This window comes from Polynucleobacter sp. AP-Latsch-80-C2, assembly GCF_018882185.1.
GTDB lineage: Bacteria > Pseudomonadota > Gammaproteobacteria > Burkholderiales > Burkholderiaceae > Polynucleobacter.
Window position 1 is genome coordinate 27,974 of record NZ_JACVOY010000013.1, and the last position, 17,529, is coordinate 45,502.

Consider the following 17,529-nt stretch of genomic DNA (forward strand, 5'->3'; position numbering starts at 1 on the left):
CACATGCCCAAAGTATCGCCGCCCATCATTTCGATCGTCATTCCTACTTATGAGATGAAGGCTCAAGGGGTCACTTTCTTAAAACGCTGTTTAGATTCCATCCAAAAGCAGCGACTTGGAGATCCCGCTTTGATTGAAGTACGTATTAGCGATCAATCAGCTGATCATGAGATTGAATATTTTGTTGAACGCTTTACTAAAGACCTGATTGCCAATCAACCAGATGGGATTATTGTGCACTACCACCGAACCACTACTGGCAAAGGTGTAGCAGCCCATAACCTCAATTGTGCCATTGGCTATGCAAAGGGATCCTTTGTCAAAATCCTCTTTCAAGATGATCTATTGGTAGAAGACAATTACTTGGCAACTGTGCTTGAGCAGATCGCGCAGCACGATCCTGATTGCATCATGAGCGCTGCTACCCATACGCAAGATAGCCTAACCTTTTTTAACCCAATGACTCCAGTAGAAAATCCCTATTTTCTATTTGGCAACAACACCGCAAGCTCACCCTCAGTGCTGACTGTTCGCAAGTCAATACTTACCAAAATTACTTTTGATGAGCATCTCAAGCTTTTATTTGATTGCGATTTTTACTACCAAGTCTTTGCACAAAAACTCAAAGTCAAAATCATTAATGACATTCATATTGCCAATGGCATTTGGGAAGGGCAAAGCCAGTTTGGCATTAGCCCAGAAGCTTTTTCTAAAGAAGTGCGCTACCTCAATTGGAAGTTCCCCGAGGCAAAGCTAGAAACTCTTTTGCCACAATATCAAGCTTATTTTGCAAAGCTTCATCCCGAGGCACCATTTCCATTTAGCACTCAATTAAGGGCTCATTTTTTACAACAATGGTGGTGGCGTTATACGTGCAAACGCCTTTAAGGATCCAAACTAAAAAAAATTGACAGCTAATGCTTTTAGTTAACAGTTTGGATCGATATTTATTTGTGCAGTAAGGCAATCAAGCGGCGTAAGGGCGCTGTGATTTTCCAAGAAGTCGAATTCAATATGTTTTGCAATTGCACTTGGCTGTAAGCAAATTCTTCAGTCAGCCTTGCTAGCTGAGCAGCATCTTCAACTTGCCCGGGCAGATAGCTAAAATCGGCTACTGCTTGTTTGGATAAGGCGCTAGCACGAATTTTCTCGACATAAGCTTGGACACTGCTATTGGAGAGTAGCGTCTGAGGTAAAGCATTAGGCAGAGCCTGATACATAGAGTACGCTAAGCGGTCCAAATAGCCCTCGGTATAGAGGTGGCGATTGGTTTTAACAAAGAGCACTTCATAGGGATGAACACTGCGTCCAAAGTAACCCAGCACCTCATTGGGATCTCCCACTGTAGAGCTCGGATTAGGGTTCACATGTGGCAAGCGATAGTCGATGCGATTAAATTCTGGCAAGAGGCCCCGTAAATTCCACCCCATCGCCAAAACTAATTGAGATAGGTGAATTTCGTAATTTTCAATCGCCAAAGTTTTGCTGCTATCCCGATCTTCTTGATAAAAGCCATCGCTAATGAGTTGATCTAGCACCTTTGGGCGTATGGCATAGGCCATGGTTTGTACATGTGAGTAAGGAGGCTGCCCACCAAAGCGCTCTTGATAATGGATCGAATGGCGAAAGTCTTCTTTTAAGGTGCAGATCGAGACGCCCACCATCCCCACATCTCCTGCCAAAGGAGCCAAAAAAATCTCTAGCCATGACTGGGTTTGATAAGGTGGAACCAAAGGGCCACGTACAGAGGAATTAATAAATACGACGGCCTTATACGCTGCCACATCAAGACCTGCATTAATCACCTGGGCATAGCCACCAAAATCACTTTTTTTGGCCTCAGTTATGACATACCGAACGTTATCTAAACGCGGCAGATCGACAGAACATTCACCACTGACCACTACAACATAATCGTGCGCAGCGCTAATACCAAAGATGAGAAAGTGCAAAAAGTTATCTCGATAACTCGCATCTTTTTCAAAGTAGTGATAAATAATCAGGCTTTTGGAAGGCATGGCTTATGTTAAAGCACTTTTACCCAAGGCGAATAGCATCCCAATCCAAAGTCTGAGTTCGTTTTGCAAAATTCTACGGGATTTTCGCCAAGGCTAGGCCCATGAAAGGGGCAAGGGAGCAATCAGCAAATAGCCCTTATTGAGTCAATTAGCTCAATAAGGGCTATTTAGTTCGTTTTGTAAAAACCGGGACAGGCCCCAATGGTGTGTTTTGTAACTTCCCCAGCGAATACTTCACCCCCTCCCCCTTCAAACGCAGGAGCGGATAGACGAAAAAGAATGTCTAATATTTATAAAAATTTATATAATTAAAGATTCTAAAATAATGAGAAGTTTGCCCAGTTGATAGCACAAGACACTCCGATGCAATTAAAGCTGAACTTATACTTACGGCACCTTGCGCTCATTTTTATTGCTATCTTTTTAGTCGAATTAATCCGAACTGCATGGATTAGCGATGATATGGGCTTTACGTTTAGACCGATTCTCAATTTTTTAAATGGCTATGGGGCCCAATTCAATTTAAGTGAGCGCGTTCAAAGCTTTACCCATCCGCTTTGGTTTTTTCTGCTCTCGGGTCTTACTCTCATTACCCAAAATCCGTTTAGCGCCGCTTATATTGCCTGCATCGCCTGCTCACTTGTAGCAGTGTTTTTATTACTCACCCGGCGAGAAATGAATACCAAGAGCCTTATTTTGGCTGGAATCTGCATCGTCAGCTCCAAAGCCTTCATAGACTACTCTAGCTCTGGATTAGAAAACCCCCTCACCAATGTACTGCTCGTTTGCGCACTACTGCTAGCTAACCAAGTCGAAGAACATTCACAGTTAAAAAAGTTCATTGCCTTTTTCTTTATCGCATCCTGTGTTTACCTCTCTAGGCAAGATGCCATTTTATTATTAGCCCCTCTTGGGCTCCGCTTAATCTATTACAGCCGCCTTCCTAAAAAATTATTAGTCCTAGGCATCTTTTTAGGTGCACTCCCTGCTTTGGCTTGGAGCGCAATTTCCCTAATTTACTATGGCTCACTCGTACCAAATACTGCTTATGCCAAGCTCAGCACCGGTATTCCATTAGATCAATCGATTATCCAAGGCGGTCTGTACTTTCTCGATTCAATTGGAGCGGACTCTATCACTCTCCCTGTAATTTTCATTGGACTCTTTTTTGGATTACAACAAGCCAAATTAAAGCCCATAGCTTATGGCATTGGTTTATATCTTCTGTACATTTTCTACATTGGTGGCGACTTTATGTCAGGGCGTTTTTTTGTAGCACCATTTATTCTGGCTATTTTTATTATTGGCTCTAAAGCCTATTCTCAAAAGCAATTTCAACTATTGTTACTATTGTTTTTAGTGCTCGGAATTTCAAATATGAAATATACCCTCCTGAGCGATTCCTACTATGAATCTCATAAAATTTCAGCCGCTGGCATTGCGGATGAAAGAGGTTTTTATTACCAATCCTATGGGTTGCTTAATGCTAAACGTGAGACTTTTAGACCCTTGCACTGGGAATCTGGATTAAAAACTATTCAAGATACTAAGGTGATTTGCGATAACTCTATTTCTACCATCCTCTCTTTTGGCCCAGCCACCCATTTCATTATCGATTGCGCGCTAGCCGATCCCTTTCTGAGCAAGATTCCTATCACCCCAGACCCTAGCTGGCGAGTAGGTCATTACTTTCGTGATCTTCCAGCAGGCTATCTAGAAACCATAGCCAGTAACACAAATCAGATTGTCGATCCTGCCCTGCATGATTTTTATGATGTCATTCATACCATTGTGTCAGGAAGCATTTGGGATTTAGAACGCTGGTACGCCGTTTACAAACTCAATTTTTCTAATGAATTAAATCCGTTTTATCTTTTCTTACGTAAAGGCTTTTTGCTAAATCAAGCTGCTTATCCCTATTTTGTAGTGAAGCACACTGGCCTTAGTAGTCCAGAAGTCTGGGGAAGGTGGAGTGAGGCTAATAACGCTAAATGGGTAACCCTGACCTTTGTCAAACTATTGCCCAAAAAAATCAATCTACTCATTACCGCCAAGGGGTTTGGGCCAAATGTAGGGGCGCCGACCACCATCAAAATAGGTTCGAGTGAAAAGCAAATTGTTTTAAGTAATGAGATGCAATTATTTAAAGTGCCTTTTGATCTCTCAGAATCCTCAAACACGATACAAATTATCCCACCTACCCCCACCTCCCCCAAAGAGATCGATCCTCGCAATCTAGATACCAGAAAACTGGGGATTGGTATTGAAAAAATTGCTTTTGAATTTTAAAAATTGATGGTGTGACGCTTTACTTGATGCCAACTATCCTTGGGTCGCCAGTTCAACCTAAATCAATTATGATTTAGGTAAGCATGCATATTCTGAGATCCGCTCTGGCATTTACCTCACTTCATTGTTGATTTGATCTACCTCCTTATTTTTCTTAATAGCTTCAAATTTTTTGGGTTGGAATACACCCCTCCGGGCTTTTATGTTGATGAAGTCGCCGGCGTTGTAAATGCACTTTGCCTACGTGAAACTGGGCATGATTTTTACGGCGATTTTTTGCCGCTGTTTGCCCCTGGCGTAAATGACGCGTTTTACACCCCCGCTTATCTTTATGGCCAAGCAATGTGGGCAGCACTTTTTGGTGATTCGATTTTTGCCCTGCGTGCTTTTATCGCCTTTATTTCGATGCTAACCATTTGGCTACTCTATGCATGGATTAAAAATGAGTCCTCCAAAAAAGTAGCGCTTTATGTGGCTTTTGCAGCGACCATCATGCCCTGGTCATTTCATTTTTCGCGCATTACCTGGGATCCGCCGCTAGGTGTGTTCTTTTTAATTGCCGCTCTTTATTCCAACCGCCGGTTTGCCGATGCCTTTTTAACTGCTGCTCTACTGACCCTGGCAGCCTATTCTTATTCGCCACTACGCATTGCTATTCCGCTAATCTGGCTCTTTTATCCAGGCGTAAATCTGAAATCAAAAGCCTGGGTTTCTCTTTGGGGATTAATACTCGCCATTCCTTTAATACTGCAAATGCAAATACCGGAGTTCATAGCGCGCTCAGAGCTGCGCTCTCTATGGAGTCCCTACTCTACCAATGCGTATCGCAATCTGGATGGAGCGCAATTAGCTTGGATTGGCATCAAACAATTTGCTGCTCACTTTAGTCCTCAATTCTTATTTTTTGGCGGCGATCAAAATCCGCGTCACTCGATTGGACTTTTTGGGCAGCTTAGTTATTTAGATGGCGCAGCGCTCATTGTTGGCGCGCTCACTTGGGTAATGCTGCGCTTTAAAAAATCGACTCTAGCTTATTTCTCAGACGCTGAAAAAAAATTACTGGTCATAGCACTTTTAGGCATTGTGAGTAATGTTATTCCAGCAGCGCTCACTAATGAAGGTAATCCCCATGCTCTACGTACTATCGGGTGCTGGCCGTTTTATGCCATCCTCACTGGCGTCTTGCTCCATTTTTTATCCAGGGTATTTAACAGTAGGCGCGTGTATATTGCTGCACTATGTATTGGTGTCGTATTTTTTAGTCTCTACCAATATCGCCTCTACTGGCATTACCCCACCATGGCCAAGGCATATTTTTTACCAGACGCTTCAAAAATTAACCAAGCCTATACTTTGATGACAGAGCAAAAAATGCGGTGCACTGATGTTCCCAAGGAAGGCAAACCTCGCCTTCCCGATGAATTGGTCCGCATCACTTTAAAACGCCCTATTCTTTTTAACCCCAAAGGCTATGGATCCCTGTATCTGGGAGCGCATTGGCACGAGCAAGAACCTTGGGGAATTTGGTCGCAACCTGATGGGGCGATGCTGCGCTTTACCAATGTGCCAACTAAAACCCGAGCAATCGCCTTTGATCTGAAAACCATTATTTCGCCAAGCCATCCCGAGCAATCACTGCATGTGCGCGTCAATGGAGGGCCTATTCAAGTATTTACGCTAAAAGATGCCAATTCCAATACTGTTGTGGTGCCGATTAATACAAGTGATATGAATGATGCTAGATCATTGGAAATCCAGTTCAGCACACCAGGGTCAGTTTCACCGATTCAGACCGGCATCTCTAAGGATGATAGTAGGGCATTAGGCATTGGCCTGCTATCGGCAAAATTTCAGTAGACTCGTGCAACCCACCAGATAGATTTAAAAAAATCGAGTCTATATTAAGAATGCTTTTGCTGATGGATTTTTGGATGACCGTATAAGAGCCGCTCGCTTTGGAGTAACTGGGCAATTCCAATTAATAGATTTCTTGCCGACATATCTAAGTCATTTTTCAAAAAACTTGAGCGATATTGAATATTTTTCTGATAGTAAGCAGCTGTTGGAATTGCATAATGAATGACTTTGATGTTTTTATGGGCGGCCCTTTTAAATATGGCGATAATCTCTGCAATCGAATAAGCTTTTTCTGAGGCAACCAGCTTCATATAAAAACCTCCTCCTTTTTGCCGAATACTGAGAGTGGTATTCACAATACAACTGGCTGCATCTTGAGCATGGATGTAATCGCGCATTGTCTCTAGTGGTACATAAATATGTATTGCTTGATTGCGAACGACTTGATGGCTAATTTTTGCCAACAATCCTTGGTTGCTTACTTGCTTGACTCGATTGCCATACAAAGTAGAGATGCGCGTTACCAATACGGTTAATTGGGGATTTTGCAGAACAGCATTTTCTAAAACCTGTTCTTGCTTTAACTTTTCTTTGGCATATGGATTAATCGGAAATACTGGTGAACTTTCATTGATCACACCATCGGCTGATCCAGCGTAGAGCGCTCCTGCAGAGCTGGCAAACTGAAATACTCCCTTACTCAGATTTAAGTTCGAATGCAAAACCAATTGAAAAAAGTGTGTAAAAAAATATGTTTCTCCAGCTAAATCTTGATCAGTACTATGCATAGTACCAATGCCAGCAGCCCAGAAAATCATCCACTCATCTTCTGCTGCCACTGTCCGTGCAAAATCTTCAACTGCCACTTTAAACTGCTGCAAAAGTGTCTCACTGTTATCCCACGCAAATAAAGCGCTTGGGATAAATGGTTGTATGCCCGATTGCGCTTGAAGTTCTGCCCTTAAATGAGAGCCCAGCAAACCACCCGCCCCAATGACCCACGCTTTTTTCATGTTACCGAATGGGACGTACTGGCTTACTCGAAATCATATACAAGGGCTTACCCATGGCGATCCCCATACTTAAAGCCAGGTATTCAGCGACAACGCCGATGGAGATCATGATTAATCCAGAGAAAAAAGCGGTGATCGCCAACAAGGAGGTCCAGCCTTGTATTGGAGTGCTAGAGATATATTTTCCATACAAGGCATAGACAATTAACAATATTGCCAACATAAAAGAAAGTACGCCTGCAATCGCAATCAATCTGAGAGGCCTAGTCCCAGAAGTGAGTACCATGCGCCAAAAGTGCGCCAACAACATACCCATTGAATAGCTCGACTGCCTATCTTCCTGACGTAAAAGGACGTTGCAGTAACCAATGCGCGTTGCCACCCAAAATAGCCCCATATCCAAGTAGACGCCATCGCCACAATAGGCAGCTAGTATTCGCGCTATTTCACCATCAATCAAGCGAAAACTATTAAATGAGCCAGGAGTATGCGAGCCGCCAAAAAGTGTTAACGCAATTTTTTTTGCTGTGGCACTAAGCATATTTCGTACCAAACCATGTGGTGGAGCATTCATTGGTTTTGCATAGACAATTTGCAGAGAATCTTTTATTGCAAGATCTAACATGGGAGCAATATCCTGGGGATTTTGCTGGCGATCTTCATCCATTGTTACTACCCAATCACCAGTGCAACTTGCCATCCCCGCCAAAGTTGCCGGATGTTGGCCATAATTACGAGATAACCAAATGGAGCGAACAAAATCATATCGCTCCACTAATTGCTCAATCACTACATCTGAATGATCAGGACCACAATCGTGAACCAAAATCACTTCTGAAACTTCAAAGATATTGCCTGACGGTGTAGTTTGTACCTGATGAAGTTGAGCAATTTCACCCAATAAAGAAGGCAAACTTTTCTCGCCTTTATAAACTGGAATAACAATGGATACTCGTATCGGAGATGGCATTAAATTCATAAGCTCAGTTTATCGGTTTTTTGGCAGCATATCGATATTGCGCCCCTATGGGAATAGGGCCCAGAAGATGTTCATACCGCCTTAAAAAAGCGAGCGCTTTTGGAAAGAACACTTTATAAGCCAGAGTAGATTCTATAAAGCCTATCGCATGAAATTGGCGCTGCATTTTTTTGGGTGAAATCAAGATGGCATTGACATCAAGTGGAGAGTGGCGCACAACCCACTGAGTTAAGGGATTAAAAGGGTTATGTTCATAGATGGCTAAATAGCCACCCGGCTTTAAAACACGCATAATCTCCGCAAGCCAAAAACTATGCTCTGCTGGATCAATGTGATGAAATACACAGGAGGAAAATACCAGATCCTGACTATTGTCTGGCAGTGGAATGCCCTCTGAGATCTGGAAATAGTTTTCATCTCCTGGAAAACATTTTTTTGCTACCGCATTACTTTGCTCTGAAACATCAGCATTGTTTAAAGCTGCTTGCGCAAAATACTGGCGAAAAAAAGGAATGGAGTTACCCACACCACTGCCAAAATCTAAAATCGAGCGAGGGGCAAAAGATTGGGATCTTAAGTATTGCGCCAGATCAGCGATCTTGTACTCAGCAAAATAGTCAGGCGCCTCTCCTGACATGGTGACCGCCTGACTCAAAAGCTGCGCATAGTCATCTGCCAATTGATCAAATTCAGGCTTCTTTTTTGTATTTGACAAAATGGATGGTCCTTACATACTTTTCTAGTCGATTTATCTACCCATATTATGAATGAGGATGTATAAAATCAACGAATATGAGGGAATCCAACCTTCTGGGGGCACCAATAAGACATGCCTAGATAATGCTAGTACAAGAAATGATTATAAAAATACGAATTTTCCCCACTGATCAGCTATTGGGCTCTTTCTAAGAGCTGCATTTCTGAGCCCCCAAAGCTCTAGGTTGAATGTATCTTTTAGAAAAACTGGCTTTAAATACCAATTTTGGTGAAAATGCGTTATGAGGTTCATGAAGATCTTTCACTACTACTATTAGCCTATCTTTAATAACCAAAAGTCCTTTCGCTAGCCCCTGAGCAAATCAGCCATTCGCAATCCCTCCATACACAATTAAATGAATAATAGCCTTCATCCAAGTCTTCACTGCCCGATTTGCGCATTGCCTGCCCCTTTTTGGAAAAGTTCAAGCGCAGCAGATATCTATAGATGCCAAGTATGCAATCACCCTTTTACCGACACACAATCAATCAGAGTTAAAGAGACATACGATGTCAACTATTATCTGAAAACCCATGAGAACTGGTTTAAAAATCCAAACATTCCCTTATTTCAAAAGTTACTGGGCTTAATTACTGCTAATGATTGCAAATCGATTTTGGATATTGGTTGCGGTAATGGCGATTTTTTATATTACCTGCATGACAAGAACAAAGATTTAAAGCTGACAGGAATTGACTTGTCTGCAAAAAATCTGCACAAAGATGGAATAACGTTGATTGGTGGCGACTTTAATCATCATCAATTTGATCAACATTTTGACGCGGTGATTTCGCTTGCCTTTATTGAGCATATCGATAAGGTGGATTCTTTTCCAGCAAGAATATCCTCCCTATTAAATCTTAATGGTATTGCGTGTATTATGACCATTAACGAGACGGGGCTACTTTATCAAATTGCTAACTTTTTAAAATTATGTGGCGTGTCATCGATCTTTAATCGGCTATACGATCCCCATCACCTCAATCATTTTTCGCAAGATAGCTTAGAAAAGCTTTTTAGCAATACCAAGGATTTGAAAATCATCGATGTCATTCACCATAACGCTCCCATTCAATCGATTGATTTTCCAGCGAATAATATAGTGATCAAATATGTCTATACCCTTGGAGTAAGCATGATTTTCCAACTTGGAGTGCTATTTAAAAAAGGGTATTTACAAACCTTAGTGGTAAAAAAAATAGTTTGACCATGCTGGCTCTATCTTTGAAGCAACCAATGAAATGACTATGAAACTACCCCATCGTTATTTAAGCCATACGCCTGGCTTCATCTATGTAGTAGCCTTCATTTTGATTGCGCTCAATGTGCTTTTGAGCATCTACGTATCCCACTGGCTAAGACCAGCAGCCGATGATTATTGCGTAGCCTGGACAGTCAGTATGAGCGGCATTATCGAACCCATTATTCACTCATGGAATAATCAGAGCGCTTATGTCTTTGCGCTATTAAATCTGGATTTATGGGTAGGCTGGCCATTAGCGCACCTTCCAATCTCGCTAGCCTCTTCTATTCCGTTTCTCATCACTGCTTTTGGGCTAGGCGCAGCCATCGTATTGCTTTTTTCTTATCACCTAAACCTTCCTCGATTGGGCAAACTACTGCTATTGATCGTAATTCCTTTTTTATGGTGGGGATTTTTATGGGCTCCCGAGTCTTTTAATGGCTTTATTTTTGAAAATCGCGTATTTGCCATTCAGGAAACCTATGCATTTGCCCATGGCCTGACCCACTGGCAAACCAATAACGGCAATTACGTCATGCAGCTAGTGACGCTGTTCTTGCTCGGATATGCCATTGTGCATTTTTTATCTAAGCCATCGATTTTGCGGCTAGTGATGTTATCTATATTGGGATTATTGGCGGGCACCACTGGTCCTACACTTACCACCTCGATCATCATTGTCTTGGCAATCACCTTACTTTCTGCCTTGATACGTACACACCAAAACACTGTATTTTCTAAAATAGAATATTTGGGATTTATGTCCGCTTGTATTGCCGGTCTCGTTCTGACCCAATATGTAGCGCCTGGCAGTCACAAACGCATGAAGATGGCGGGAACTTCATTCGAGCGTTCTGCGCTTGACTACCTGGATTTATTGGATACTGCCTGGAAATTTGCAATCAAACTGTGGGTCAATAGCTACCTCACAATTGGCACCTTTTTTGTCTTTCTCATCGTGAGCGGACTGTGCTACTGTTATCACCACTATTTAGCGCCAACCCATAAAAGCCGTTTTATTAAAATTGGGGCTTTTTTTGCCCTCTTTGCCTTATTGCAAATGTTTATTAATCGCGCCTCTGAGTTTTTTGCTTACCGCGCATACTGGCACTATACGAGCGCTTTAGTCTGTATTTTTATTTCGGTGATTTTTCTAAGCGCAGCCGTTGGCATGCACTTAGCTCAAAAAGATACCAAAAGAATTTTGGATCCCTGGGTTGCGACGGCTTTACTCATTTCAACCCTCATTGGCACTTCTACCAATCTGTATATGGCCCATTCCATCTATGAGCGACAAGGGCTATGGACTGGAGCTCCTGCCCCTACTCCCCACGTGAGCGATATTGATATTGACTGGATCAAAGGGTGCTGGCAAGGTTTAAACAAATTGCGCCCCACTCAATTACCTCGCTAGTCTATTTTGTCTAATGGTGCAAAGCACTTGTAATTCAAACATGCAATATAGAAGCGGTAGGGGCAAAACACCGCCCCCACCCTACTCTCCTTGAAACCAATTCGAGCTTGGTTTACCCATTTAGCCTATTTAGGCGCAGATCGTAAAACTAGCATCGTTCGCATTGCCACCGCCTTGCTCCAAGGTAACGATCGCCCCCTTGACTGCTTGGCTGAACTACTGGCATTAGATCTGTGCCTAGATTGACTGTTCGAGCCCTATCGTCTGCTTGCCAAGCAATCTGCCTCAAAGCAGCTAGTGCCTGATTGGCTTTGATCTTACGATTTTGGGCGCTCATCAAGTAACGCGTAGTTTTATCATCGACCACGATCTGAGCCTCTAAAAGCGCTCGAATGCTGCGTCACCGCACTCTTCAGCAGTGCATGAGATTGGCATTTGGTATCGCGTCTCCAGAGCATTATTTAGGACCATCATTGACGCCAGTACCTACAAGACTAATAGAGAACTGGGTGGCGCCTACTTTTACTCATAAGAAGGCTACGCACAACCGAATTGATGTAGTGAAATCAGTTCTAAGACAGGAATCTCATAGTGATGCGCGATAATGGTATTTTTTTCTAGGCTCACCTTTTGGATCCCTTAGTTATTGCGGCCCTCATTAGCGCAGCGATATTGCATGCTTCCTGGCATGCCCTCATCAAAGCCAATCGCAATCAAATTATTGCAATTGGCGGAATGAATGTCGCCACCACTTCGGTGTGCGCTCTTTTGCTTTTCACGGCTAGCCCACTTTCGCCCTGGGCAATGGGTATTATTGCCCTCTCAGTGTTGATTCATTTTGCCTATAAGGTGGCGCTAGCGCACCTTTACCAAAATACCCATCTAAGCCTTGCTTACCCCCTAGCCCGAGGATTATGTCCTGTATTAGCAGTCATGATTGCCTTTTTTGCATTAGGTGAGAAACCCGGCATGATTGCCCTTTTAGGCATTCTGTTTGTGTGTGCTGGAGTGTATTTTTTAGTGACCGATGGCCTTAAAAAACAAGTCACGACATTTGTTTTTCTATTAGCAGGGTTTGCCGCTGCAACAGTTGCCCTGTATTCTGTATTGGATGCTTATGGTGTACGCTTTACTGAAAGCGTTTTTTCCTTTACTGTTCACCTCGTCTTTTGGGATGGCTTAGTTTTTATTGCTTATGCCCTATGGGCAACCCAAGGAAAAGCCCTAAAAATTTGGGCAATTGAATGGAAAAATACAGCCCTTACAGGCATACTAGGATTAACCTCTTTTGGGATTTTTATTTGGTCTTTGAGCAAAGCAAGTGTTGGGGGTGTGAGTGCGATTCGGGAAACCAGCATCATTTTTTCAGTGCTCATTAGCGCGCTTATTCTCAAAGAGCGTATTACAGCCGTTCGCTGGATAGGAGTGAGCACGATAACGATTGGTGTAATGCTATTGGCAGTAGGTAAATTTACTAACGAATGAAATCAATATCGATGGATTCCTCTTTTTTAAAACGCATTGAATACTATTTAGAGTTCGCCAGAAAACATCCCAAGCATTTTTCCAACAATGCAGAGAGCGTGCGAATCGTATTTGATCCACAAAAAATATATGCTGCAGAACAAGCATCATTACTACGCAATCAAGTGCTTGGACTACCCCCTGAAGAATCACAGGTAGGCATTATTTCAGAAGATCCTTGGGTTACGGTTATTCGAGATGCGGTAGAGTTTTCGGATGGCGATATTCGCCTACATACTCGCACCATGAATCGCAATAATGAGGGGGTTGCTGTTCTTCCTATTTTTGAAAATAAGCTTATTTTGATCCGACATTTTCGTCACGCATTGCGTAAATCGATCTTAGAAATCCCTCGTGGCGCTATTGATGAGAATGCCACTCTGGAACAAACTGCCAGAAATGAACTGCTTGAAGAAATTGAAGGAGTAGCTGGTGAGTTGATTCCGTTAGGCTTTATTTATGGCACCACCAATCTTTTTGCCAATGGCTCTTATCTCTTTTTTACCCAACTGCAATCTTTAGGATCCCCTCAGCTTGACGAGGGTGTTGAAGCTATTGAGCGCTACTCTGTTAAAGAGTTTGAATCCCTTCTTTTAGCAGGTGAAATACAAGAAACCCATACGATTTCAGCGTTTTGTCAAGCAAGGCTAAGGGGCTTGCTTTAAAAAAGCATTTAGGAATTTAAAACCTCCTACAGAAGTGCTTCCAATAGCTATAATTGATCCATGCCCTTCAAGTCCATCAAACAAACTATCAATCGCCTATCTCTTAAAAAAGAGCATCTCGATTTTTGGAAAGAAAATGGCTATATTGTTCTGCCAAAACTGTTTTCTAGCATCGAAACTCAAAATATTCGGGATTTAGTGGATCAAATTCTCAAAAATAAAAAGACAAATGAGAAAACGATCATTGACATCTATGTCAGTACCCAGTCAAAGCGTATTTATCTTAAGGACTGTCCAGATGATGCTGAGCTGGAAAGTTTTAAGATCAATGATCTTTACTTGGAGCATGAGCTCATTCGTCAAGCAGCACTTCAACCCTTATTGACAAAGTACTTAAGAGAGTTTTTACATGGCGATCCCATGCTATGCAATTCTCTGAACTTTAAATATGGGTCACAGTAATGGTTTCATAACGACAGCCTATATATGACACCTCCCAAAGACTTTAATTTGGCGGCGGCCTGGATTGCACTAGAAGACTGCCATCCCGATGCTGGGCCACTTCAATACTACCCAGGATCACACTTAATTCCCCCTTATCTTTTCTCTAACGGTGCTATGTCATCCATTGCTAATGAAATGGATGCCTTTCAGGAGTACATGCAATCTCAGATTGATCAACGCGGCCTGAAGGTGCAGCAGTTTCTTCCCAAAGAAGGCGATTGCCTCATTTGGCATAGTCAACTATTTCATGGGGGCGGTAAAATTTTTAATCCTAAACTAACCCGCAAAAGCTTAGTTACTCATTATTTCCGTAATGGAGATTATCCTTGCAAGACATCTGATTTGGGTAATGGCCGCCATTGGATGGTTCGCGAATCCCAGAAAATCGACTAATTATTTTTTTACCCGATACTAAAAATTACAAACTTATAAAGTGACTTTTTAAATGACCGCTTTTAGCCCTTTAAAGGCCGCAGGGTTTCGCCCCCTATCACTACAATCACCAAACCCATGGGTAGGCCATCTACCATTCGCATACTGGGTTATGGGGGCTATCAGCCCAAAAATCTTTGTAGAGCTGGGTACTCACTCTGGAAACTCCTACTTTGCATTTTGTCAGTCCGCCAAAGAATTACATTTACCTACTCAATGCTATGCAGTAGATACTTGACAAGGTGATATGCATGCAGGTCAATATGACGATACTGTATACAAAGAAGTCAGCGCTCATAATGACGCTCACTATAGTAAGTTTTCACACTTACTTCGCATGACTTTTGACGAAGCTCTTAACCAATTTTCTAATGGCAGCGTAAATTTATTGCATATTGATGGATTGCATACCTATGAGGCCGTTAAGCATGATTTTGAAACCTGGCTCCCAAAGCTTGCTCCTAACGCAATTGTTCTGTTTCATGACACCGAGATGCGTGATCATGGATTTGGCGTCTGGAAATTTTGGGCCGAATTGCAGGAAACATACGATGCCCATATCTCTTTTCCACATTCCAAAGGCTTAGGAGTGATTTGCATTAACAATCAAGCCAATCCATCCTCCGCCCAATGGCTGGGTGCTCCAGAGCTTACCAACAATGAAGTGCGTGATTATTTCACTACATTGGGTGAACGTCAGCTTGAAGTATTTAATATGCGCGAAGACGAAATGAAAATTCGCCTAAATCATGAAGTTAGTATCCTCTCAAAAGAACTTGCAGACAGAGATGCAGAGCTTTCTGAGTTACGTCAATGGATTAATTCGTGGAAGAGATTGCTGGTGCGTGGTTTAAGTTTACTAGGAAAACGAGTAAGCGGAACAATATATAGCAGCACTTCCAAAAATAAAGGTAAATAGAATGAAAAGTGCTTTAGTAAAATCCTACGCGCTAATTCTTTCATTTCAGCTATTGTTCCTGTATTTGACGGGGATTGGAAATTACTTATTCGGTATAGATGTGCCATGCATTGGTGTATGCAATAAATATTTGATTGACAAGCTATATTTAATTTCTCCGATGATTGCAGGCTCTTTAGTGGCTATTGTTCTCATTTATAAAAATAATTATGAGCAGGTATTTGAATATATTAAATCTAAAAAGATTTATTTATATTAATTGCCCTATTTTTCTCTTGTGCAATTTTATATTTCTGGGACTTTGATAACGATGATAAGTGGATGGGGTACCGAATTACTAAAAATGTAATTGAACTTGGCTTTCCAAACTGGAATGCAGAAGAAAAAATAAATATATCTACCAGCTTGATTTGGCCATACATAGGTTCCTTAGCCCACTATTTCCATGATTGGAATACAGGCATAAAAATAATTGGAATATCGTTTTATTTTGCATGCATCTTTTTAATATACAAAATGAAATTTAAAGGGTCGGATAATATCTACCTTCTTTTGTTTGGTTTTATTACCTACATCCCCGCCTACCTATGGTTCCTTGGAGGAATAGAAACTAGCCTTGCAATCTTTTGGGGATTGCTAGTGGTTTATATTTTCAATAGGTATGGGCCAGAACATATTCTTGGATGGTTAGTATTAAGTCTGGGAATTTTAGTTCGCCCAGAGTTTATTTTAGCTTCTATCTACCCGCTATTTCATCTTATTATTTTTCATAGAAAGCAAAGCTTAAAAATTACTGCTATAGCATTTTTCATATGCAGCATAGCGTTTTGGCTCTCCTACAACAAATTATTATTTAATAATTGGCTGCCAACACCCGCATACATTAAATCATTTGCTGGCCATATTATTTTCCAAAATGGTCAATCTAAGATTTTCATTATCGGCAATGGAGTAGTTCATCTAATTTCTTCAATATGTATTAGCATTTTTCTGCTTATATCTTATATCTCTGCGCTTTTTTATACATTCCAAACAATAAAAAATAAATTTTCATCCGCTAGATTAGCATCTAGTGAGGGCCAAATATCTCATCAAGAATCATTAGTTATGATTTTTTTAGGCTTTCTAAGTATCAATATATACCATGCGTATTCTGGTTATATGCACATGGGCTTTACTTTTCGCTACCTACTACCCGCCAATATTGCTATTTTAGCAATTGGCGCATTGCTATTAAGAGAAAATTCTTCTGTTGCCAAAAAGACTATGCTTTTACTATCTGTACAAGCTGGGGTTTTTATAACATCTCTGATTTTTGTGTTTGGAGGAGAATTCTCCCTAACGCGTGCTAAGCATAGGGATGGTTTTTCCCTCTCAAATTACGCCTCTTTTATGCAACCGTGGGTTAAGATTGGCAATACTCTTCATGGGCTTGCAAAGCCTGGAGACAGACTTTGGGCAAAGGATGGGACTAACCTTGCGGGTAGCGCACTCTCTGGTATGTACTCTTTAGATGGTTTATTAACCCCACTCTCATATTCGGTTTTTCCTGAGATAAGAAACTGTCAAGGATTTGATTGTGCCAAATATTTTGACTATATTTTTCTTCAAAATACTGATATAAAAAACTGGCCCGAACTAGTTGAATCACCAAAAAACTATTCCATCATTATTGAAAACCCCACCATAATTGTTTTAAAAAATCTTGAACGAAAATAAATAACTAGAATTTTATAAGTTGTTGCGCCCTAATGTAGTCTGTAGGAATACCTATATCGATAAATGTACTGCGTATTTCAGGCCAGCGTGACCACCCATTTCAGGCAAATGACCGGTCATTTCATAATGAGCGTGACCGCCTGTTTCAGATTCAGCGTGACCGCTTTTGTGCTTTCCTCTGAAATGCATTTTGCCT

Annotated in this window: 16 protein-coding genes and 1 pseudogene; 13 read left to right on the forward strand and 4 right to left on the reverse strand. The window is 41.6% G+C overall.

Translation table 11 applies throughout. The annotated features are described in order from the left end of the window. Positions 1–3 precede the first annotated feature (3 nt). Positions 4–888 carry a glycosyltransferase gene (locus tag ICN47_RS11765; protein WP_216220131.1) on the forward strand — a complete coding sequence of 295 codons (885 nt, stop codon included), beginning with the start codon at positions 4–6 and terminating at the stop codon, positions 886–888. A gap of 59 nt (positions 889–947) precedes the next feature. Here the strand turns inward: ICN47_RS11765 and ICN47_RS11770 are convergent, their stop codons facing one another. After that, positions 948–2,018, reverse strand: a complete 1,071-nt coding sequence (locus ICN47_RS11770; RefSeq protein ID WP_216220132.1) for a hypothetical protein — start codon at positions 2,016–2,018, stop codon at positions 948–950. A gap of 363 nt (positions 2,019–2,381) precedes the next feature. Between ICN47_RS11770 and ICN47_RS11775 the strand changes: the two genes are divergently transcribed. Both ICN47_RS11775 and ICN47_RS11780 read left to right on the forward strand, forming a co-directional pair. Then, entirely contained in the window at positions 2,382–4,307 is a 1,926-nt protein-coding gene (locus ICN47_RS11775) for a glycosyltransferase family 39 protein (RefSeq protein ID WP_216220133.1), read from the forward strand. Positions 4,308–4,484: 177 nt separating this feature from the next. Next, positions 4,485–6,164, forward strand: a complete 1,680-nt coding sequence (locus tag ICN47_RS11780; protein ID WP_216220134.1) for a glycosyltransferase family 39 protein — start codon at positions 4,485–4,487, stop codon at positions 6,162–6,164. Between the two features lie 44 nt (positions 6,165–6,208). Here ICN47_RS11780 and ICN47_RS11785 read toward each other — a convergent pair whose 3' ends face one another. Genes ICN47_RS11785 through ICN47_RS11795 form a run of 3 tightly spaced genes read right to left on the reverse strand, consistent with a single transcriptional unit; the run spans position 6,209 to position 8,871 of the window. After that, positions 6,209–7,177, reverse strand: coding sequence for an NAD(P)-dependent oxidoreductase (locus ICN47_RS11785; protein ID WP_216220135.1), 969 nt, complete (start codon positions 7,175–7,177; stop codon positions 6,209–6,211). A 1-nt stretch (position 7,178) separates the two neighbouring features. Further along, entirely contained in the window at positions 7,179–8,156 is a 978-nt protein-coding gene (locus ICN47_RS11790; RefSeq protein ID WP_216220136.1) for a glycosyltransferase, read from the reverse strand. A gap of 4 nt (positions 8,157–8,160) precedes the next feature. Beyond that, entirely contained in the window at positions 8,161–8,871 is a 711-nt protein-coding gene (locus ICN47_RS11795; protein WP_216220137.1) for a class I SAM-dependent methyltransferase, read from the reverse strand. Between the two features lie 397 nt (positions 8,872–9,268). Here ICN47_RS11795 and ICN47_RS11800 point away from each other — a divergent pair, with 397 nt between their 5' ends. The 10 genes and pseudogenes from ICN47_RS11800 to ICN47_RS11845 all read left to right on the forward strand — a co-directional run bounded on the left by ICN47_RS11800 (position 9,269) and on the right by ICN47_RS11845 (position 17,333). Beyond that, on the forward strand, positions 9,269–10,120 hold the full coding sequence (locus ICN47_RS11800) for a bifunctional 2-polyprenyl-6-hydroxyphenol methylase/3-demethylubiquinol 3-O-methyltransferase UbiG (protein WP_216220138.1): 852 nt from the start codon (positions 9,269–9,271) through the stop codon (positions 10,118–10,120). 40 nt (positions 10,121–10,160) lie between these two features. After that, on the forward strand, positions 10,161–11,570 hold the full coding sequence (locus ICN47_RS11805; protein ID WP_216220139.1) for a DUF6056 family protein: 1,410 nt from the start codon (positions 10,161–10,163) through the stop codon (positions 11,568–11,570). Between the two features lie 90 nt (positions 11,571–11,660). Next, positions 11,661–11,816 (forward strand): hypothetical protein, encoded by a 156-nt coding sequence (locus ICN47_RS11810; protein WP_216220140.1) that lies wholly within the window; start codon positions 11,661–11,663, stop codon positions 11,814–11,816. Positions 11,817–11,962: 146 nt separating this feature from the next. Beyond that, the gene (locus tag ICN47_RS11815) at positions 11,963–12,175 is read left to right on the forward strand and encodes a hypothetical protein (protein WP_216220141.1); all 213 of its coding nucleotides are present in this window, start codon (positions 11,963–11,965) and stop codon (positions 12,173–12,175) included. Positions 12,176–12,200: 25 nt separating this feature from the next. Then, the gene (locus ICN47_RS11820) at positions 12,201–13,055 is read left to right on the forward strand and encodes a DMT family transporter (RefSeq protein ID WP_216220142.1); all 855 of its coding nucleotides are present in this window, start codon (positions 12,201–12,203) and stop codon (positions 13,053–13,055) included. Then, positions 13,052–13,759, forward strand: coding sequence for an NUDIX hydrolase (locus ICN47_RS11825; protein WP_216220143.1), 708 nt, complete (start codon positions 13,052–13,054; stop codon positions 13,757–13,759). The genes ICN47_RS11820 and ICN47_RS11825 overlap by 4 nt, the downstream gene beginning before the upstream one ends. Before the next feature lie 60 nt (positions 13,760–13,819). Beyond that, the gene (locus ICN47_RS11830) at positions 13,820–14,221 is read left to right on the forward strand and encodes a hypothetical protein (protein ID WP_216220144.1); all 402 of its coding nucleotides are present in this window, start codon (positions 13,820–13,822) and stop codon (positions 14,219–14,221) included. Positions 14,222–14,239: 18 nt separating this feature from the next. Further along, positions 14,240–14,656: pseudogene (locus ICN47_RS11835) on the forward strand (phytanoyl-CoA dioxygenase family protein); the annotation flags it as partial. Positions 14,657–14,942: 286 nt separating this feature from the next. Beyond that, entirely contained in the window at positions 14,943–15,614 is a 672-nt protein-coding gene (locus tag ICN47_RS11840; protein ID WP_216220146.1) for a class I SAM-dependent methyltransferase, read from the forward strand. 321 nt (positions 15,615–15,935) lie between these two features. Continuing rightward, positions 15,936–17,333, forward strand: a complete 1,398-nt coding sequence (locus ICN47_RS11845) for a hypothetical protein (RefSeq protein ID WP_216220147.1) — start codon at positions 15,936–15,938, stop codon at positions 17,331–17,333. The last annotated feature ends 196 nt before the right edge of the window (positions 17,334–17,529 follow it).